The organism is Streptomyces sp. NPDC029169 (assembly GCF_055563935.1).
In genome coordinates this window covers 555,497-572,749 of sequence record NZ_JBVHXA010000001.1, presented here as the reverse complement: position 1 = coordinate 572,749, position 17,253 = coordinate 555,497, and the positions used below count along the sequence as shown (strand labels likewise).

At 72.0% G+C, this 17,253-nt stretch carries 19 protein-coding genes; 10 read left to right on the top strand and 9 right to left on the bottom strand.

The genetic code is table 11. From position 1 onward, the window contains the following. Window positions 1-98: 98 nt before the first annotated feature. Window positions 99-923: a TIGR02452 family protein gene (locus ACZ4VI_RS02425; RefSeq protein ID WP_467995859.1), complete on the top strand. Its 825-nt coding sequence runs from the start codon at window positions 99-101 to the stop codon at window positions 921-923. Window positions 924-937: 14 nt separating this feature from the next. Here the strand turns inward: ACZ4VI_RS02425 and ACZ4VI_RS02420 are convergent, their stop codons facing one another. Further along, window positions 938-1,354 carry a type II toxin-antitoxin system PemK/MazF family toxin gene (locus ACZ4VI_RS02420; RefSeq protein WP_467995857.1) on the bottom strand — a complete coding sequence of 139 codons (417 nt, stop codon included), beginning with the start codon at window positions 1,352-1,354 and terminating at the stop codon, window positions 938-940. Window positions 1,355-1,424: 70 nt separating this feature from the next. On the opposite strand from ACZ4VI_RS02420, the gene ACZ4VI_RS02415 reads away from it, so the two are divergent. Continuing rightward, window positions 1,425-2,540 (top strand): glycosyl hydrolase family 18 protein, encoded by a 1,116-nt coding sequence (locus tag ACZ4VI_RS02415; protein WP_467995856.1) that lies wholly within the window; start codon window positions 1,425-1,427, stop codon window positions 2,538-2,540. A 75-nt stretch (window positions 2,541-2,615) separates the two neighbouring features. After that, window positions 2,616-2,780, top strand: a complete 165-nt coding sequence (locus ACZ4VI_RS02410; protein WP_467996295.1) for a hypothetical protein — start codon at window positions 2,616-2,618, stop codon at window positions 2,778-2,780. A 92-nt stretch (window positions 2,781-2,872) separates the two neighbouring features. Here ACZ4VI_RS02410 and ACZ4VI_RS02405 read toward each other — a convergent pair whose 3' ends face one another. The 3 genes from ACZ4VI_RS02405 to ACZ4VI_RS02395 all read right to left on the bottom strand — a co-directional run bounded on the left by ACZ4VI_RS02405 (window position 2,873) and on the right by ACZ4VI_RS02395 (window position 5,912). Beyond that, the gene (locus ACZ4VI_RS02405; protein ID WP_467995855.1) at window positions 2,873-4,291 is read right to left on the bottom strand and encodes a flotillin family protein; all 1,419 of its coding nucleotides are present in this window, start codon (window positions 4,289-4,291) and stop codon (window positions 2,873-2,875) included. A gap of 81 nt (window positions 4,292-4,372) precedes the next feature. Further along, the gene (locus ACZ4VI_RS02400; RefSeq protein ID WP_467995853.1) at window positions 4,373-4,591 is read right to left on the bottom strand and encodes a hypothetical protein; all 219 of its coding nucleotides are present in this window, start codon (window positions 4,589-4,591) and stop codon (window positions 4,373-4,375) included. 79 nt (window positions 4,592-4,670) lie between these two features. Beyond that, window positions 4,671-5,912: an MFS transporter gene (locus ACZ4VI_RS02395; RefSeq protein WP_467995852.1), complete on the bottom strand. Its 1,242-nt coding sequence runs from the start codon at window positions 5,910-5,912 to the stop codon at window positions 4,671-4,673. 155 nt (window positions 5,913-6,067) lie between these two features. On the opposite strand from ACZ4VI_RS02395, the gene ACZ4VI_RS02390 reads away from it, so the two are divergent. The 3 genes from ACZ4VI_RS02390 to ACZ4VI_RS02380 all read left to right on the top strand — a co-directional run bounded on the left by ACZ4VI_RS02390 (window position 6,068) and on the right by ACZ4VI_RS02380 (window position 8,871). After that, entirely contained in the window at window positions 6,068-7,090 is a 1,023-nt protein-coding gene (locus ACZ4VI_RS02390) for a LacI family DNA-binding transcriptional regulator (RefSeq protein WP_467995850.1), read from the top strand. Window positions 7,091-7,230: 140 nt separating this feature from the next. Beyond that, window positions 7,231-7,500: a hypothetical protein gene (locus ACZ4VI_RS02385; protein ID WP_467995848.1), complete on the top strand. Its 270-nt coding sequence runs from the start codon at window positions 7,231-7,233 to the stop codon at window positions 7,498-7,500. Window positions 7,501-7,683: 183 nt separating this feature from the next. Then, window positions 7,684-8,871, top strand: coding sequence for a thiolase family protein (locus ACZ4VI_RS02380; RefSeq protein WP_467995846.1), 1,188 nt, complete (start codon window positions 7,684-7,686; stop codon window positions 8,869-8,871). A 53-nt stretch (window positions 8,872-8,924) separates the two neighbouring features. Here the strand turns inward: ACZ4VI_RS02380 and trxA are convergent, their stop codons facing one another. Then, on the bottom strand, window positions 8,925-9,290 hold the full coding sequence (trxA, locus tag ACZ4VI_RS02375; protein ID WP_467995844.1) for a thioredoxin: 366 nt from the start codon (window positions 9,288-9,290) through the stop codon (window positions 8,925-8,927). 163 nt (window positions 9,291-9,453) lie between these two features. Between trxA and ACZ4VI_RS02370 the strand changes: the two genes are divergently transcribed. Together ACZ4VI_RS02370 and ACZ4VI_RS02365 are read left to right on the top strand one after the other, a co-directional pair. Then, complete coding sequence (locus ACZ4VI_RS02370; RefSeq protein ID WP_467995842.1) at window positions 9,454-10,905, top strand: dihydrolipoyl dehydrogenase family protein; 1,452 nt, start codon at window positions 9,454-9,456, stop codon at window positions 10,903-10,905. Next, entirely contained in the window at window positions 10,902-11,780 is an 879-nt protein-coding gene (locus tag ACZ4VI_RS02365) for a 3'-5' exonuclease family protein (protein WP_467995841.1), read from the top strand. Before ACZ4VI_RS02370 ends, ACZ4VI_RS02365 begins: the two co-directional genes overlap by 4 nt. A 6-nt stretch (window positions 11,781-11,786) precedes the next feature. On the opposite strand, the gene ACZ4VI_RS02360 is transcribed toward ACZ4VI_RS02365, so the two are convergent. Further along, a complete protein-coding gene (locus ACZ4VI_RS02360; protein ID WP_467996270.1) occupies window positions 11,787-12,401 on the bottom strand; it encodes a TetR/AcrR family transcriptional regulator in 615 nt (204 codons plus the stop codon). A gap of 140 nt (window positions 12,402-12,541) precedes the next feature. Here ACZ4VI_RS02360 and ACZ4VI_RS02355 point away from each other — a divergent pair, with 140 nt between their 5' ends. Together ACZ4VI_RS02355 and ACZ4VI_RS02350 are read left to right on the top strand one after the other, a co-directional pair. Beyond that, window positions 12,542-13,936 (top strand): purine-cytosine permease family protein, encoded by a 1,395-nt coding sequence (locus ACZ4VI_RS02355; protein WP_467995839.1) that lies wholly within the window; start codon window positions 12,542-12,544, stop codon window positions 13,934-13,936. A gap of 32 nt (window positions 13,937-13,968) precedes the next feature. Continuing rightward, a complete protein-coding gene (locus ACZ4VI_RS02350; RefSeq protein WP_467995838.1) occupies window positions 13,969-15,624 on the top strand; it encodes an amidohydrolase in 1,656 nt (551 codons plus the stop codon). An 82-nt stretch (window positions 15,625-15,706) separates the two neighbouring features. Here ACZ4VI_RS02350 and ACZ4VI_RS02345 read toward each other — a convergent pair whose 3' ends face one another. The 3 genes from ACZ4VI_RS02345 to ACZ4VI_RS02335 form a co-directional block, all read right to left on the bottom strand. Continuing rightward, a complete protein-coding gene (locus ACZ4VI_RS02345; protein ID WP_467995836.1) occupies window positions 15,707-16,333 on the bottom strand; it encodes a DUF305 domain-containing protein in 627 nt (208 codons plus the stop codon). Between the two features lie 90 nt (window positions 16,334-16,423). After that, the gene (locus ACZ4VI_RS02340; protein WP_467995834.1) at window positions 16,424-16,846 is read right to left on the bottom strand and encodes a DUF6153 family protein; all 423 of its coding nucleotides are present in this window, start codon (window positions 16,844-16,846) and stop codon (window positions 16,424-16,426) included. Window positions 16,847-16,908: 62 nt separating this feature from the next. Beyond that, window positions 16,909-17,253 carry a tetratricopeptide repeat protein gene (locus tag ACZ4VI_RS02335; protein ID WP_467995833.1) on the bottom strand — a complete coding sequence of 115 codons (345 nt, stop codon included), beginning with the start codon at window positions 17,251-17,253 and terminating at the stop codon, window positions 16,909-16,911.

The window sequence follows — 17,253 nt, the reverse complement described above, 5'->3', positions numbered from 1 at the left end:
ACCTAAAGCCACCTCCGACGGGCGTGCAAGAGCGCCTCACCGGCCTCACGGTGAATATCCCGTTGCCCCCTGCCGCGGAGTCGATCATGCTTCCGGACATGAGCGCACGACTGCGGGGGATCGCGAGAGAGACCGAGGAGATCGTCGAAGCGGGCCGCTACCGGTCCCCCGGCGGCCGACTGGTCTCCATCGAGGCAGAGCTGAGCGCCTCCGTGGCCGGAACCAGGCTGTACGGCCCCGAGCCCGTCCCCGTCACCTCGGACACCGACCGCACCACGACCATCGAGGTCACCGACGAGAGCAGCCTCGCCGCCGCCCGCCGGCTGACCGGGGCGGATCCGGCCCCGGTGGCCGTCCTGAACTTCGCCTCCGCCCGCAACCCCGGCGGCGGCTATCTGAACGGCGCCCAGGCCCAGGAAGAGGCCGTCTGTCGTGCCTCCGCCCTCTACACCACACTGCTGCGCGCCCCCGAGTACTACGCGCACCACCGGGCCGAGAAGGATGCCTTCTACACGGACCGGGTGATCCTCTCGCCTGGAGTCCCGGTCTTCCGCGACGACCGCGGCCGGCTCCTGGACGAGCCCTTCACGGTCGGTTTCCTCACCTCGCCCGCCCCCAACGCGGGCGTGATCCGGAGGCGGACCCCCGAACTCGCCGACCGCGTCCCGGCCGCCCTCGCGGCCCGCGCCGAGCGGGTCCTGGAGACCGCCGTGGCCGGCGGCTACCGGCGGCTCGTCCTCGGCGCCTGGGGCTGCGGCGTCTTCCAGAACGACCCGGCCGAGGTCGCGGGCGCCTTCCGGGCCCTGCTCACGGACGGCGGCCGGTTCGCCGGCCACTTCGACGAGATCGTCTTCGCGATCCTCGACCGCACGGCCGGCAGGACCACGCTCGGCGCGTTCCAGCGGGTCTTCGAGGGCGCCTGACCGGCGCGAGCGGGTCAGGACCAGCCGTACCGCTCGATCAACCGCTCCACGACCCGGTCGAACCGCGGCCGGTCCAGGGCGCACGCCTCACGGCGCATGCCCGCCTCGTGCACCCGGAGCACCCGATCGAGGTCCACCCACGACTCCCGCCCGGCACTGTCCCAGGCCCCCACTCCGATCGCGACCCACTCACGATCGTGGTCATGGCGCTTGCTCGACAGCTGTACGGCGAGCAGCGTCCCGACCGCCTCCCGGGCCACCACCAGGACCGGGCGGTCCTTGCCCCGCCCGTCGTTCTCCTCGAAGGGAACCCAGGTCCACACGATCTCCCCGGGATCCGGGGCACCGTCGCGGTCGGGGGCGTAGGACGTGCGCACGGGGCCGATCGCGTGAGGGTCGGCCTCGGTCGTGGAGTACTGGAAGATCGTCACGGGGACACCGTAGGGCCTGGTTGGCCCAACCCACAGGGCACGGCGCGGCGTGGACGCCGAGGCTCGGGTCATGTCCCTCGCACGCCCCACCCGTACGACACGCCCTACGTCCAAGACGCGAACCACCCGTAAGAACGGCGCGCCGCGCGCCGCCCTGGCGACCTGTCTGCTCGCCTGCGTGCTCTCCCTGCCGCCGGCCCGGGCCGCCGCCGACGACCCGCCGCCCCCGCGGACCGTCTCCGCCTGGCTGCCGTACTGGGACCAGGAGGCCGCCTACCTCGACGCCCTGCGCCACGCCGACCAACTGCACACCGTCAGCCCCTTCTGGTACGAGACGACATCCGCCGACCGGATCGCCCCGCACCCCGGTGCGGGCGAGCGGCTCGTCGTCGACGGACTGCACCGCGCGGGCATCAAGGTCGTCCCCACCGTCATGGAGACCCTGCCCGCCGGAGCCCTCGCCGCGATCCTCACGGACCCGGCCCGGCGCGCCGCCCACGTCGACGCCCTCGTCGCCACGGCCACCACCGCGGGAGGCGACTACGACGGACTCGACCTCGACTACGAGTCGATCGCGACCACCGGAGACGCCGACTACAAGGCGGTACGCGACGCATACGCGGCGCTCGTCACCGACCTCTGCGCCCGCCTGCACGCCCTCGCCAAGCAGTGCGTGGTCACCGTCAGCCCCAAGACCGCGACCACCGGCCGTATCTGGGACTACGCCACCTTCGGCAGGGTCGCCGACCGGGTGCGGATCATGGGGTACGACCTGCACTGGGCGGGCGGCGCCCCCGGACCGCTCTCCGGCACCCAGTGGTACGACGACCTGCTGCGCACCGCCACCGCGCTCGTCCCGCCCGAGCGGATCGAGCTCGCGCTGCCCGCGTACGGCTGGGACTGGAACACGACGGTCGGCGGCAGGGCCGCGCACGTGACCTGGAAGGAGGCGGAAGCCCTGCGCCGCGCGCGGAACGCGCCGTACCGCCTCGACCCCGCGTCCAGCACCCCGTACTTCACGTACCAGGACGGCGGCTCCACCCACGCAGTCTGGTACCAGGACGCCCGCGGCGTCGCCGGCCATCTGCCCGTACTGCGCCGCCACGGCATCGTGAACACGGCGCTGTGGGCGCTGAACTTCGAGGACCCGGCGCTCTGGCCCGCCCTGGCCGCCGCCGGTCCCTGACATGCGGTGCCCGTACCCGCGTGCGAGGCTGAAAACGGCCCCAGCGTCCGACTTCCGCTAGCAGGAGGCATGATCGTGGGCAAGAAACAGACCCGGGTGAACCGTGGCGCCCGCACGGGCGGTCACGAACACCGGACCGAGGCGGCGGCGAAGGAAAAGACACCGGCCGTGCGGGAGACACCGCGGCCGATCATCGAGCAGGTCTCCCACAAGAAGGAACGGAAGTTCGGCCACAACTGACCTTCCGCTCCGCCATGAACCGGGGCCCGGCGCCGTGGCGGCGACGGGCCCGGCCTGTCTCACTCACTACTCCTGGTCACTACTCCTGCTCACTACTCCTGGTCGTCGCCGACCGCGATGGCCTCCGCCTTGGGAGCGGGCGGCGCCGCGCCGTTCACGGAAGGCGCCACCGCAGCCTGGGCGGCCGGATTCATCGTCGAGAGCAGCTGACGGGCGAGCCCAAGACCCGTCCCGCCCATCGTCAGGGCCTTGGCGAACATCTCCGCCATGCCGTCGGCGCCGTTCAGCAGGACCATCTGGTCGACGTTGCCGAAGGCCGACGCCCCGGCCTCGACGATCTCCGGCCACTTCTCGGCCAGCTGCTGGGCGACCACGGCCTCCTGGTTCTCGGCGAGCGCCGCCGCCCTCGCCTTGATCGACTCGGCCTCGGCGAGACCCTTCGCGCGGGTCGACTCGGCGATCGCGAGGCCCTTGGCCTGCTGCGCCGACGCCTCCGCCTCACCGGTCAGCCGGGTCGCCGTCGCCCTGGCGGCACTGGCCAGCTCGGTCTCCTTGGCCTCCGCCTGCGCCGCCGAGATCCGGGCGTCGCGCTCGGCCTCGGCCCGGGTCCTGATCTCGTACGCCTTGGCGTCCGCCGGCTTGCGGACCTCCGCCTGGAGCTGCTGCTCCTTGCGGTGCGCCTCCAGCTCGGCGACCCGCGTCTCCTGGACGACGACCTCCTGACGCGCCCCGGCCTCGGCCAGCGGACCGGCCTGCCGGGCCTTCGCGGAGGCCTGGTCCCGCTCGGCCTGGTAACCGGCCTGCAGAATCTCGCTGTCCCTCGTGGCCTCCGACATCCGGGCCGCGGCCTGCTGCTCGGCCTCGGTCGCCCGCCGGTTGGCCTCCGCCTGTGCGATCCGGGCGTCGCGCTGGACCGCGGCGGCGTGCGGCGCGGCCAGGTTCTTGATGTAACCGGTCGGGTCCTCGATCTCGTGGATCTGGAGCGAGTCGACGATCAGACCGAGCTTCTCCATCTCCGTGCCACAGGCCGAACGGGCCTGCCCGGTCAGCTTCTCCCGGTCACGGATCATGTCCTCGACCGTCAACCCGCCGACGATGGCGCGGAGATGACCGGCGAAGACGATGTGCACGCGCTCGGACATGAGCTTCTGCTGGTCGAGGAAACGGCGGGCGGCGTTGGCGATCGACACGAAGTCGTCGCCCACCTTGAAGATCACCACACCACGGACCTTGAGCGGAATGCCCTGGTGGGTGACGCACTCCACCTGCAGCTGCGTCTCGTTGAGGTCGAGCGACAGCTTCCGTACGGCCTGGACGCCCGGCAGCACGAGCGTGCCGCGGCCCGTGACGATCCGGAAGCCCATGCCCTCGCCGAGGCCCTCCATCTTGTGGTTGGAGCCGGAGATGATGAGCGCCTCGTTGGGTTCCGCGACGCGCCACATGAGTTTGAACAGTGCGATGAGGACGAGGACGGCGCCGACCGCGCCGCCCGCCAGGATGCCGATGCCCATGGGCAGCTCCCCCTTCACCGGAGCCGTGCGGATCCGGTGAAGGGAGTGTGCGCCTCGCCGGACGGGCGCTCAATGGCTCGGTCAGCCGTCGTACGCGGCTGTGACATAGACGGTGCGTGGAGGGAGATGTTCCACGACCATCACGACCGTTCCGGTACCGATCCGTTCCTTCGCGTCGGCCGCGTAGGCGAGGAAGTGCTCCGCGCCGCCGCGGATCCGGACGATCACCTCGCCGACGAGGCCCGGCCCGACGGTGCCGGTGACCCGGCCGAGCATGCCCACCATCGAGACGTCATCCATGACCCCACGGTACGTCAGATCAGGCCCTCACCAGGTGCGTTGGTCGATGATCGGCCACGAGGCGAGGGGAACGGACGGCTCAGCGCACGCTGCGGATCGGGCGCACGGCGAGTGCCCCGAGGACCGACAGCACGGCCGCGACCAGGAAGAGGGCCGTGTATCCGCCACTCAGCGAGACGATGAGCGAGGCGACGAACGGGGCGACGATCTGCGGACCGGCGTTCGCGACGTTCAGGACACCCATGTCGCGGGCCGCGTCCTCCGCCTTCGGCAGCACCATGGTGACGAGCGCCGTGTCCACCGCCATGTAGCAGCCGAAACCAAGGCCGTTGACGACGGAGAACGCGAGCATCGCGGTCCAGCTCGACGAGACGGCCGGGATGACCAGCGCGACGGCGGCCAGTGCGGCGGAGGCGCCGACGAACAGCTTGCGGCGGTCGTAGCGGTCGGAGAGCCAGCCGCCGAGGACGGTGGAGACCACCATGGCGACGGAGTTGAGCGGCATCAGGATGGCCACCGCCTCCTCGGCGGTGAGTCCGCCCGGCAGGTCGGTGTGGTCCTTGAGGATGTACAACTGGAAACCGGCGACCGCGAAGTAGCCGAGCACGAGCAGCGCGCGGCCGATGAACGCCCAGCGGAAGTCGTGGTCCTTCAGCGCGCTGCCGAAGGCGGCGATCTGCTGCTTCACCGGCAGTGGGGCCTTGGCGGGCATCCGCTGTTCGCGGGCGCAGGTGGTGAACAGGACGGCGGCGGCCGCCACGATCACGCCGAAGACCAGGTACCCGGTGCGGTAGTTCTCCGAGAACGCGGCGCCGATCAGCGCGCCGATCGTGGAGCCGATCGGCAGGCCGAGCCCGACGGCGGCCGAGGCCTTGCCGCGCGAGGCGAGGGGCACCCGGTCGGGCACGACCGAGGTGATCGCGGCCTGGTAGACGTTCATGACGGCCTGGCCCAGACACCAGGCGATCATCACGAGCAGGATCGTGTGCACGCTGCCGAGCAGGAACATCACCGGTATCGCGAGCAGTCCGCCCGCCAGGATCCACGGGTTGCGGCGGCCTGAACGGTCCGACAGCGCGCCGGCGACGGGGTTGAAGACCGTCGCGAAGATCGCGGAAACACCGGAGACCAGTCCGAAGTTGGCCACCTTGTCCGCTGGGTCGATGGCCTCGATCTGGAGCGCGAGAAGCATGCCGGGGACGCCGACGTACAGCGCGTACATCGCCGTGTTCCCGGCCAGCAGCAGGGACAGCAGACCGCGGGTGGGCCGGGGTCCCGAGGGGGAGTCGACTCCGGTTTCGGCGGAGGAGGAAAGGGCCACGTTGCCCTCCTGGTGAAGATCGCCCGAGCGGGGGCGAGGAGCGGAAGAATCGGTATGATTACACGTGTCACTGACACGCGTCAGCACTGTGTAGCACCCGAATCCGGCCATCCGCCAGACCCTGGGCCGGATTGGTCTGGAAAGATGCCGGAGCGATGAGCCAGTCACCCAAACAGTCCGCCGAACGTCCCGTCCCGACGAGCGCCGATGTGGCGCGGCTCGCGGGAGTGTCCAGAGCCACCGTGTCGTACGTCCTGAACAACACCGCGGCCGTACGGATCAGCGAACCGACCCGGCAGCGGGTGCGGGAGGCGGCCGAGGAGCTGGGGTACGTCCCGCACGCCGCCGCCCGCAGTCTCCGCGCCGGCCACAGCCGGATGGTCCTGCTGCCCACCGCCCATGTGCCGGTCGGACCCCTCTACAGCCGGTTCTTCGACGAACTGCAGTGGGCCCTGCGGCGCCTCGACTACACCGTGGTGCAGTACGGCAGCCTCGGCCTGGAGGGGGACGAGGCCGCGCGCGCCTGGGCGGAGCTCCGCCCGGTCGCGGTCGTCTCGCTCGGCGAGGTCCAGCTCTCCCCGAACGGCGTGGAGATCCTCAAGCGGTCGGGGGCGAAAGCCGTCATCACCGTCGGCGCGCAGCGGGTCGAGGGGGCGCACGCCCTGGTCCTGGACCAGGGGCGGGTGGGCCGCGTCGCCGCGGAGCATCTGCTGGAGCGGGGCCGGCGCCGGATCGGCGTGGTGGTCCCGGAGGAGCCGGGTCTGGAGATGTTCTCCGGGCCGCGGCTCGACGGCGTCCGGCAGGCGGCGGCGGGCATGGGCGCCACCGTCGTACCGCTGCCGCTGCGGTACGAGGAGGAGGCGGCGAACGAACTCGCCGGGCGGTGGCGCGAGTTGGGCCTCGATGGCGTGTTCGCGTACAACGACGAGTACGCGATGCTGCTGATGCGGGCGCTTCAGGACGCCGGGATCTCCGTCCCGGCGGACACGGCGATCGTGGGCTCGGACGATCTGCTGCTCGGGCGGCTGCTCCGGCCCCGGCTGACGACGGTGCGGATCGACATGGTGAGCGGCCGTGAGCTCGCCGAGCTCGTCGACAGCGCGGTCCGCGAACCGGGGACCACTCCCGAGGCGCGGGATCTGCTGGCCTCGCGGGTCGTCGCCCGCGAATCCAGCTGAGCGAGAGGGCGCGGGACGCCCGGCTCCGGGGTGCTGTGTGCCCTGGGCTGTGTGCCCGGGAGCGGGGCGGGGTGTCCGGCTCCGGGGTGCTGTGCGCCCCGGAGCGGGCGCCCGGGGGCGAAGCGGCTTAGCGTCGAAGCATGAGCACAGTTCCGCGGCGGTTCGAGGTCCTGCTCGTTCCCGAGCATGTGGAGGACCGGGGCGACGCTTCCGTGGAGGACAGCGCGGTCCGGTCCGCGGTCGTGGAGCTCACGGGCCGGACGGGCTCGTCGGGCTATCCGCGCTACGAGGGGCACGGCATCGCCGCCGACATCGACCCCGAGACCCGCACCGTCGAGGCGCTCCTCGTCGACGGTCGTGAGCTCGACCTCGGTCTGACGGCGCTGGTCCGGGACGCGCCCACGGCCTGACGGGCGCCCGGCGTCGGTGCCCGCGCGGCCGTATCGGTTCATCCACCACGCATCGCCGTTCTGGCACCGTTGACAGGAGCCCCCGCCGGGCGGAGACTCTGCGCGCACATCAATGAAGGAAAATTCACCAGGCGAACGAAGCTGGCCCCGAGGGTCACCCGAGGGCCACGTGGGAGAGAACCGATGAGCATCCGCGACGTCTACATCGTCGACGCCGTCCGCACCCCGATCGGCAAGTTCGGAGGCGCGCTCTCGTCCGTACGCCCCGACGACCTCGCCGGCCATGTCGTCGCGTCGCTCGTGAAGCGTGCGCCCGCCCTCGACCCGGCCCGCATCGACGACGTGTACTTCGGCGACGCCAACGGCGCGGGCGAGGACAACCGCGACGTGGCCCGCATGGCCGTCCTGCTCGCCGGGCTCCCCACCTCCGTGCCCGGTGTCACCGTCAACCGCCTCTGCGGCTCGGGTCTGGAGGCGGTGATCCAGGCCGCGCGCGCCATCGCGGTCGGCGACGCCTCCGTGGCCATCGCGGGCGGTGTCGAGTCGATGTCCCGCGCCCCCTGGGTCCTCCAGAAGCCCGAACGCGCCTTCCCGGCCGGTCATCAGCAACTGCACTCCACGACCCTGGGCTGGCGGATGACCAACCCGAAGATGCCCCCGGAGTGGACCGTCGCGCTCGGCGAGGGCGCGGAGCTCGTCGCCGACAAGCACGCCCTCAGCCGCGAGCAGCAGGATGCGTTCGCCCTGGCCAGCCACCAGAAGGCGGCCGAGGCCTGGGCCAAGGGGCTGTACGACGGAGAGGTCGTGCCCTACGAGGGCGTGGACCTCGTCCGTGACGAGTGCATCCGTGACAGCACCTCGATCGAGGCCCTCGCCAGGCTGAAGCCGTCCTTCCGGCCCGACGGCGGCACCGTCACGGCGGGCAACGCCTCGCCGCTCAACGACGGCGCCGCGGCCCTGCTCCTCGTCGACGAGGAGGGCCTGCGGGAGACCGGCCTCGAGCCGCTGGCCCGGATCCGGGCCTCCGCCGTCACCGGCATCGAGCCGCAGCTCTTCGGCCTCGGCCCGGTGGAGGCGGTCCGGCGCGCGCTGGAGAAGGCCGGCCGCTCCTTCGCCGACCTGACGACGTTCGAGCTGAACGAGGCCTTCGCCGCCCAGTCCCTCGGCTGCCTCGCCGAGTGGCCGGAACTCGACCCCGCCATCGTCAACCCGCGCGGCGGCGCCATCGCCATCGGGCACCCGCTGGGCGCCTCCGGCGCGCGGCTCGCCGGCGCCGTGGCCCACCAGCTGGCGGCGGCCGGCTCGGGAACCGGACTCGCGGCCCTGTGCATCGGAGTCGGCCAGGGCCTCGCGCTCGTCCTGGAGCGCTGAGAACCGGCGAAGGGGCGGTACGGGTCCTCCCGTACCGCCCCTTCGCCTCGTGCCTACTGCTGCTGCGCGTCCTCGATGGACTTGCGCACCTGGTCCATGTCCAGCTTGCGCGCCTGACCGATCACGTCTTCGAGAGCCGCCTCCGGCAGCGCGCCGGGCTGGGCGAAGACGGCCACGTTGTCGCGGACGATCATCAGCGTCGGGATCGAGCGGATCTCGAACGCCGCGGCCAGCTCCTGCTGTGCCTCGGTGTCGACCTTGGCGAAGACCAGATCCTCGTGCCGCTCGGACGCCGCCTCGAAGACCGGCGCGAACTGGCGGCACGGACCACACCAGGAAGCCCAGAAGTCGATCAGAACGAAGTCGTTGTCGCTCACGATCTGGTCGAAGTTGTCCTTGGTGAGCTCAACAGTGCTCATGCTTTCTACCTCTCCGGGTCTCCTGGTGGTGTCCTCACGGTCCCCTGGGGACTCGCCCCGCACAACGGCGGATCGAGCCGCGCTATTCCGCGCCGTCCGGGGCCGCGCACGGGCCCGCCTTCCCCTGTGGCCCGCGCCCACACCTGCCACCAGACTGGGGCGCATGACACATGCGGTGGAGCAGGAGTACGACGTGGTGGTCCTGGGCGCGGGGCCGGTGGGCGAGAACGTGGTGGACCGCGCCAGGGCAGCGGATCTGAGCGTGGCCGTGGTCGAGAGCGAACTGGTGGGCGGCGAGTGCTCGTACTGGGCCTGCATGCCGAGCAAGGCCCTGCTGCGCCCGGCCATCGCCCGCTCGGACGCCCGCAAGGTTCCCGGGCTCCGGCAGTTGGTCCAGGGTCCGCTGGACGCGGCTGCGGTGCTCGCCCACCGCGACTACTACGTCTCCGACTGGAAGGACGACGGCGCCGTGGAGTGGCTCGACTCCACCGGCGCCCGTCTGTACCGGGGCCACGGCCGGCTGAACGGCGCCCGGAAGGTCGTCGTGGAAGGGCCCGAGGGCGATCGCTACCACCTCTCCGCTCGCCACGCCGTCGCCGTCTGCACCGGCACGCGTCCCGCCGTTCCCGAACTGCCCGGATTGGCCGGCGCGAGGCCCTGGACCAGCCGCGAGGCGACCAGTTCGCGCAGCGTTCCGGGTCACCTGATCGTGGTCGGTGGGGGAGTGGTCGCGGCGGAGATGTCCACCGCCTGGCAGGCGCTCGGCTCGCGCGTGACGGTCCTCGTACGGGGCAAGGGGCTGCTGCCGCGCATGGAGTCCTTCGTCGGCGACCATGTCGCCGACGCGCTGACAGAGGGCGGCGCCGACGTCCGTACCGGCGTGTCCGTCGCCGCGGTCGTACGCGACGGGAGCACCGGACCGGTCACCGTCGTCCTGGAGGGCGGGGAGCGGATCGAGGGCGACGAGGTCCTGTTCGCGACCGGCCGGCGCCCGCGCACCGACGACATCGGGCTCGAGACCGTCGGTCTGGAGCCCGGCTCGTGGCTGCCGGTGGACGACAGCCTCCGGGTCACGGGAACCGACTGGCTCTACGCCGTCGGGGACGTCAACCACCGGGCACTGATGACCCATCAGGGCAAGTACCAGGCCCGGATCGCCGGGGCGGCCATCGCCGCCCGCGCGGCGGGTGCCGCCACCGTGGAGACCAGCCGCTGGGGCGCGCACGCGGCCACCGCCGACCACGCCGCCGTGCCCCAGGTCGTCTTCTCCGACCCCGAGGCCGCGTCGGTCGGGCTCACCGTCGCCGAGGCCGAGCGCGCCGGGCACCGGGTCCGCGCCGTCGACCTCGACCTCACCTCGGTATCGGGCGCCGGTCTGTACGCCGACGGATACCGGGGCCACGCCCGGATGGTCGTCGACCTTGACCGCGAGATCGTCCTCGGTGTCACCTTCGTCGGGCCGGGCATCGGGGAACTGCTGCACTCGGCGACCGTCGCCGTCGCCGGAGAGGTGCCGATCGACCGGCTCTGGCACGCCGTCCCGGCGTATCCGACGCTGAGCGAGGCCTGGTTGCGGCTCCTGGAGGCCTACCGGGATGGCGCGGGGACGGCATGAGCCCCGGCGCCCCCGACCTCACCAACGAGTACGACGGACCCTGCGCGGTCTGCGGGGCCGTCGTGCCGGCCGGGACGGGGGTGCTCCGGCACGGCCACGGTCCGAAGGACGGCTGGGAGGTCTTCCATCCGGACCATGCGCCCGAACCCGCGCCGCCGGCCCGGCAGGACCTGCCGGGCTGGCACCACCGGCGCCTCATGGCATTGGACATCGTGTCCACCGGCCACCGGGCGGCCGTGGATCGGATCCTCGCCGCGTCCGTGCGGGTCAGCGACGGCACCACTGGAGATTGGATCATGGATCCTGGATCCAATCTCCATGATCCGATATCCGGCAGCGGGCTCAGTGCCGCCGTCGAACGGGCCCGCGCCGAAGGCGTCCTCGCCGCCCGCGCCCTCGACGAACTCGCGACCGAGCTCGCCGATCACCTGGCGTCGAACGAGGTCCTGGTCGTCTGGTTCGCCCCGCACGTCCTGACCACGCTCCACGCCGAGCTCCTGCGCCACGGCCTGCCCCCGCTGACCGAGCGGCTTCCGCACGGCGTGGCGCCCGTCTGCGACCCGCTCGTCCTGGACCGCCACGCCGACCGCTATCGCCCGGGCCGCCGCTCGCTGCGGGACGTCAGCGCGTGGTACGGCGTCCCGCACGCCCACCCCGGAGACGCGGCGTCCGACGCCGAGGCCACGCTCGCCCTCGCCCAGGTGATCGCGGACTCCTACCCCGCCCTCGCCCGCCTCTCGCGCCCCGCGCTGCACACCGAGCAGATCCGCTGGTACGCCGACCAGACGCGGCGCCACCCCGACGCCCTGGACTGGCCGTTCACCGCCGCCGAGCCCCTGCCCTGGGAGGCGCCGCCGAGCACGCCCCCTCCGTGAGCGGCCTCAGCTCCGCGGGACCAGCCGCTCGGCCGCCGCCCGCGCCGCGTCGATCGCCGGACGGGCATCGCGCCCCGACTCCTGGCCCAGCACCGTACGGGTACTCAGACCGTCCAGGAGCGCGAGGAGTTCGGAAGCGCGCGCGGTCACCTCGGCCGCGTCCATGGGCGCGAAACGGGACTGGGCCACGCCCTTGGCGAGGAGGGCCTCCAAGTCCTCCTGCCAGCCCCGGTCCAGCTCCGCCTGCGCCTCGCGCAGCGCGTCGTTCGCCGGGGTCCGCGCCCAGAGTTCGATCCAGAGCATCCAGCGCGGATCGCGCGGACCGTGAGGCAGATAGAGCCGCAGAAACAGGTCGAGCTTGCGCTCCGCCGTCAGCCGGCGGGCGAGCAGCGCCCGGCGCTCCTCGGCGAGGGCGGCCTCGCTCCAGCGCAGCGCGGCGAGCAGGAGCAGGTCCTTGCTGCCGAAGTAGTACAGGATGTGGCCGCCGCTCGTGCCCAGGCGTTCGGCCAGCGCCGACATGGTGAGTGCCGCGAGGCCGTCCTCGGCGATGGCCGCCATGGCCTCTTCGAGCATCCGCTCCTGGGCGATGTGCCCGTCGCGCCGTCGTGCTGCCCCTGCCACCCGCTCCGCCTCCATCGCCGTGACCCGCCAGGTCACGACTTTAACCGCAGGTCCCGAAGGTCTTGACGCGGCCGTCACCTCTGCCACATCTTGAATGCCGTTCTAAGTTCTAGAACACCATTCAAAGTCTGGGGAGTGGCATGCTGCACCAGGAGAGAACGGCGGACGCCGGCCGCGACGAGGTCTTCCAGGTCGAGGGCCACGGCATCGACCCCATCCCGGACGCCGAGCGCCACGGCAGCGCCAAGGACCTCTTCTGGCTCTGGTTCGGCTCCAACCTGACCTTCACCTACGTGATCAACGGCGCCCTCGCCGTCGCCTTCGGCCTCTCCTTCTGGCAGGCCACCGCCGTCGTCGTCATCGGCGGACTGTCTTTCTTCGCCATCAGCGCCGCCGGGCTCGTCGGCGTCCGCACCGGCACCGCCACCCTCGTCATCTCCCGAGCCGCCTTCGGCGTACGCGGCAACTGGCCCGCCGGACTGCTCAACTGGGTGGTCGGCATCGGCTACACCATCGTCAACACGGTCGTCGGCACCCTCGCCCTCGAAGCCTTCTTCGCCGGCCTCGGCTGGGACGGCGGCCGTACCGCACGCGCCCTCGCCCTGCTCGTCACCCTCACGATGACCTTCGCGGTCGCCCTGTGGGGCCACGCCACCGTCCAGTTCGCCGAACGCTGGATGGCCTACGCCCTCGCCCTCGGCTTCGCCGCCCTGCTCGTCTTCGTCCTGCCAGGCGCCGACACCGCCGCCCCGGCCCAGGGCCCCGGAGCCTCCGGCTGGAGCCTCGCCTTCGTCATCATGCTCGCGGGCCCCTTCTCGTACCTCCCGATGCCCGCCGACTACACCCGCTACCTGCCCCGCACCACCTCACTCAAGGCCCTCACGTGGAGCGGCGGCCTCGGCGGGTTCGTCTCATCGGTCGCCCTCGGCGTCGCCGGAGTCGCCGCCGCGACCCAGGCCGACATGACCGACGCGGTCGCCGGCACCGAAGGGCTGCTGCCTGGCTGGTTCCAGCCACTCTTCCTCGCCCTCGTCCTCGGCGGCTCGGTCACCAACTCGATCATCACCCTCTACTCCTCCAGCCTGAACCTCCAGGTCCTCGGCATCCCCTGGAGCCGCGCCCGCGCCATCGTGATCAGCGCCGCCGTCACCGCCCTCGGCTCGCTCGGCGCCCTCTTCCTCACCGACTTCACCACCTCGCTGCTCTCCTTCCTCTCCCTCCTGATCATCGTCTTCGCCCCCTGGGGCGGCGTCTTCCTCGCCGACATGGTGCTGCGCCGCTGCCGCTACGACGCCGAGGGCCTGCACGCCGGAGAGCACGGCCCCTACTGGTACCGCTCCGGCTGGCACCCCGCCGGCATCACCGCCCTGCTCGCCGGCATGGTCTTCGCCGCGCTCACCTGCGACTCCGAGCTCTGGACCGGCCCCCTCGTCGCCCCGCTCGGGGGCGCCGACCTCACCCTGCTCGGCGCCCTCGTCTCCGCGCTCGTGTACCTCGTCCTCGCGCGCCGCACCGCCACCCCCGTACAGCCGTAACCGCGTTACCGGAAAGTGGAGTTCGACCGCACATGAACAGCGCCACCCCCGCCGACCTCGTCCTCACCGGGGCCCGTATCCACACCGTCGACCCCGACCTGCCCGAAGCCGAGGCGCTCGCTGTACGCGACGGGTGCATCGTCTGGCTCGGCGCGGACGCCGACGCCGCACGCTGGACCGGGCCCGGCACCACGGTCCTCGACGCGGGCGGCCGCCTGGTCCTGCCCGGGTTCATCGACGCCCACAACCATGTACGCCTCGGCTCCGACGACGCCTGCGTCCAACTCGCCGGAGCCCGTACCCTCGACGCGATCCACGAGCGGATCACCTCCTGGCGGGCGTCCCACCCCGACGCCGCGTGGATCGAGGCCGAGGCCTTCGACTACTCGGCGATCCCCGGCGGCCGCATGCCCACCGCTGCCGACCTCGACCCCGTCACCGGCGACACCCCCGCCCTCGTCCTCAGCTACGACGTCCACACCGCCTGGCTCAACACCGCGGCCCTGCGCGCGCTCGACGTCACCCGCGACCGCACCGACCTGCCCTTCGGCACCGCGGTCACCGAATCGGCGACCGGCGAACCCACCGGATTCGTCAAGGACTTCGCCGTCAAAGGGCTCTCCCGTGCGGGCCACCGCGCCCTGCGGGAGCTCGGCGTCCCCTGGGCGTCGCCGGACCGCCAGTACGGCAGGCTCGCCAAGAGCCTTGACGACGCCATCGCGTACGGCATCACCACCGTCGTCGAACCGCAGAACTCCCTCGACGACCTCACCCTCTTCGAGCGCGCCCGCGCCGAGGGCCGGCTCCGCTCCCGGATCGTCGCCGCGCTCTTCCACCCACGCGGCACCACCGACGCCGATCTGGACGAATTCGCCGTCACGGCCCGGAAGTTCGCCGACGACCGGCTGCGCGTCGGACCGCTCAAGCTCTACATCGACGACGTGGTGGAACCCCGTACGGCCGCGCTCCTGGAGCCGTACGCCGGCTGCGGCCACCACCGCGGCGACACCTTCTACCCGCCGGAGGAGTTCGCCGAACTGCTCACCGGCCTCGACGCGCGCGGCTTCCAGTGCTTCGTCCACGCCACCGGCGACCGCGGCATCCGTACGGTCCTCGACGCCGTCGCCCATGCCCGGGCCACCAACGGGCCGCGCGACGCCCGCCACCAGATCGTCCACGTCGAGTGCCTCGACCCGGCCGACACCCCGCGTTTCGCCGAACTCGGCGTCGTCGCCTGCATGCAGCCCCGCCATGCCGCACCGGACATCGCCGGACCGGGCCAGGACTGGGCGGAGAACATCGGCCCCGACCGCTGGCACAAGGCCTGGCCCCTGCGCAGCCTGCACGCCGCCGGCGCCGTTCTCGCCCTCTCCAGTGACTGGAACGTCGCCGAGATGGACCCTATGGCCGGCATCTACACCGCCGTCACCCGCCGCCCGCTGCACGGCGGGGGAGAGTCCTGGAGGCCCGAGGAGACGATCGACGTGGCGACCGCCGTCGAGGGCTACACCATGGGTTCGGCCTACGCCAACTTCCTTGAGGGGGAGCGGGGTTCGCTGACAGTCGGCAAGCTCGCCGACTTCGTCGTCCTCTCCCGTGACATCCTCCGGATCGACCCGGAGGAGATCCCGGGCACGGTGGCCGAGACCGTCGTGGTGGGCGGCGAGGTGGTCCACACGCGCGGTTGACTCACGCGTCCGTACGGGCGCGTGTACTGGCGTGCGTACTGGCGGCCCTCCCTCGGAAGGGGAGCCGCCAGTACGGCACTGGTCAGAGCCGGTCGAGGATCTTCTTCAGCTCGGTGATCTCGGCGGTCTGGGTCCGTACGACGTCGTCGGCGAGCTTCTTCGCGGCGGCGTCGCGGCCGTCCTTCTGCTCGGTCTTCGCCATCTCGACCGCGCCCTCGTGGTGGGCGATCATCAGCTCGGCGAACTTCCGGTCGAAGGCCTTGCCCTTGGCTGCCGCCAGATCCTTCATGTCCTGCTCGGACATCATCCCGGCCATGCCGTGGCCGCCGTGACCGGCGGCTTCGGGCTTGCCCCAGCCCTTGAGCCAGGACTTCATCCGCTGGATCTCCGGGTCCTGGGCCTTCTCGACGTCGGCGACGATCTTCTTGATGCCGGCGTCCTCGGCCCGGCCGTCGGCGAGCTTCGCCATCTCCAGGGCCTGCTCGTGGTGCGGGATCATCGCCTGCGCGAACGCCACGTCCGCGTCGTTGAACGCCGTGGCGTCGGAGGCGGCGGCCGACGGGGAGCCGGAGGCCGAGTGGCCCGTGCCGTGCGGTGTGTCGGCCGCGGAGCCGTTGTCGGCACCGCATGCGGAGAGCAGCAGGCCCGCGACGGCGACGGCGCCGGTCAGCGCGAGCTTCCGGGCGGTGGGGTTGTTGAAGGCACGCATATGAGACACCTCGTGTGCTGTGTGTGCTGTCGGAAAGGCTGAAGGGAGGCTTCTACGGGCAGCGCGAGGCGCCCGCGGTGGCGATTCGGCCTATATCCGCAGGACGGACAGCTGAGCGAGGTCGGGAGGTCTGCGCGGCGGGGCGTTCGGGGCGAGCACCGGCATGAGCCGGCCGAGCAGTCGGAGCAGCCAGTCGGGACGGCGCCCGAGGGCGGCGAGGACGAGCCGGGCGAGGGCCCAGACGCCGAGGACAGCCACGCAGAGCGTCGTCATGTCCATACTCATGCCGGAGTCGTTCATGCCGGAGTCATTCACGCCGGAGTCCGGCGACGGCGCGTGGTGCGCGGGGGCGGAGACATGCGTCATTCCGTCCGCCCCGGTGCCCGAGGCGCTCTCTGGATGGCCGACCGAGTGCATCACGAAGACGCCGAGGGAGAGCACGACGACGAGCAGCAGGTGCGCGAACGCGCCTCCCGCTTCCCTCCGGCTCTGTCCCACTCGTCCCGTACGCACGGCTCGAACCTCCCGCGGCGAGCCTACCCAACGGCCCCCAAGGCTTGCGCACCAGTCCGGGTCTACTCCGGAAGGTCGCCGCGCATCGCGGCGGCGAGCCGGAGGTGCGGGGCGGCCTCGGCGGGGCGGCCCTGCCGCTCCAGGGTGCGGCCGAGCATCAGGCGGGCGTAGTGCTCCACCGGGTCCCGGTCGAGAACGGCGCGGAGCTCGGTCTCGGCGCGGGAGAGCTGGGCGGAGTGGTAGTAGGCGCGGGCCAGCAGCAGGCGCTGGGCGGTCTGCTCCGGGTGCTCGGCGACCAGGCCGCGCAGGATGCGCGCCGCTGTCAGGTACTCCTTGGCCTCGAAGAACAGCTGGGCGCGGTCCCAGCGCTCGCCGGCCGTGCCGAACTCGTAGTACGTGTCGTTCAC

What these genes read in the sequence shown, in the direction of transcription:
- ACZ4VI_RS02425 (WP_467995859.1), top strand. Translation starts at nt 99, where the DNA reads ATGAGCGCACGACTGCGGGGGATCGCGAGAGAGACCGAGGAGATCGTC.
- ACZ4VI_RS02415 (WP_467995856.1), top strand. Translation starts at nt 1,425, where the DNA reads ATGTCCCTCGCACGCCCCACCCGTACGACACGCCCTACGTCCAAGACG.
- ACZ4VI_RS02405 (WP_467995855.1), bottom strand. Translation starts at nt 4,291, where the DNA reads ATGGGCATCGGCATCCTGGCGGGCGGCGCGGTCGGCGCCGTCCTCGTC.
- ACZ4VI_RS02400 (WP_467995853.1), bottom strand. Translation starts at nt 4,591, where the DNA reads ATGGATGACGTCTCGATGGTGGGCATGCTCGGCCGGGTCACCGGCACC.
- ACZ4VI_RS02390 (WP_467995850.1), top strand. Translation starts at nt 6,068, where the DNA reads ATGAGCCAGTCACCCAAACAGTCCGCCGAACGTCCCGTCCCGACGAGC.
- ACZ4VI_RS02385 (WP_467995848.1), top strand. Translation starts at nt 7,231, where the DNA reads ATGAGCACAGTTCCGCGGCGGTTCGAGGTCCTGCTCGTTCCCGAGCAT.
- ACZ4VI_RS02380 (WP_467995846.1), top strand. Translation starts at nt 7,684, where the DNA reads ATGAGCATCCGCGACGTCTACATCGTCGACGCCGTCCGCACCCCGATC.
- trxA (WP_467995844.1), bottom strand. Translation starts at nt 9,290, where the DNA reads ATGAGCACTGTTGAGCTCACCAAGGACAACTTCGACCAGATCGTGAGC.
- ACZ4VI_RS02370 (WP_467995842.1), top strand. Translation starts at nt 9,454, where the DNA reads ATGACACATGCGGTGGAGCAGGAGTACGACGTGGTGGTCCTGGGCGCG.
- ACZ4VI_RS02365 (WP_467995841.1), top strand. Translation starts at nt 10,902, where the DNA reads ATGAGCCCCGGCGCCCCCGACCTCACCAACGAGTACGACGGACCCTGC.
- ACZ4VI_RS02355 (WP_467995839.1), top strand. Translation starts at nt 12,542, where the DNA reads ATGCTGCACCAGGAGAGAACGGCGGACGCCGGCCGCGACGAGGTCTTC.
- ACZ4VI_RS02350 (WP_467995838.1), top strand. Translation starts at nt 13,969, where the DNA reads ATGAACAGCGCCACCCCCGCCGACCTCGTCCTCACCGGGGCCCGTATC.
- ACZ4VI_RS02345 (WP_467995836.1), bottom strand. Translation starts at nt 16,333, where the DNA reads ATGCGTGCCTTCAACAACCCCACCGCCCGGAAGCTCGCGCTGACCGGC.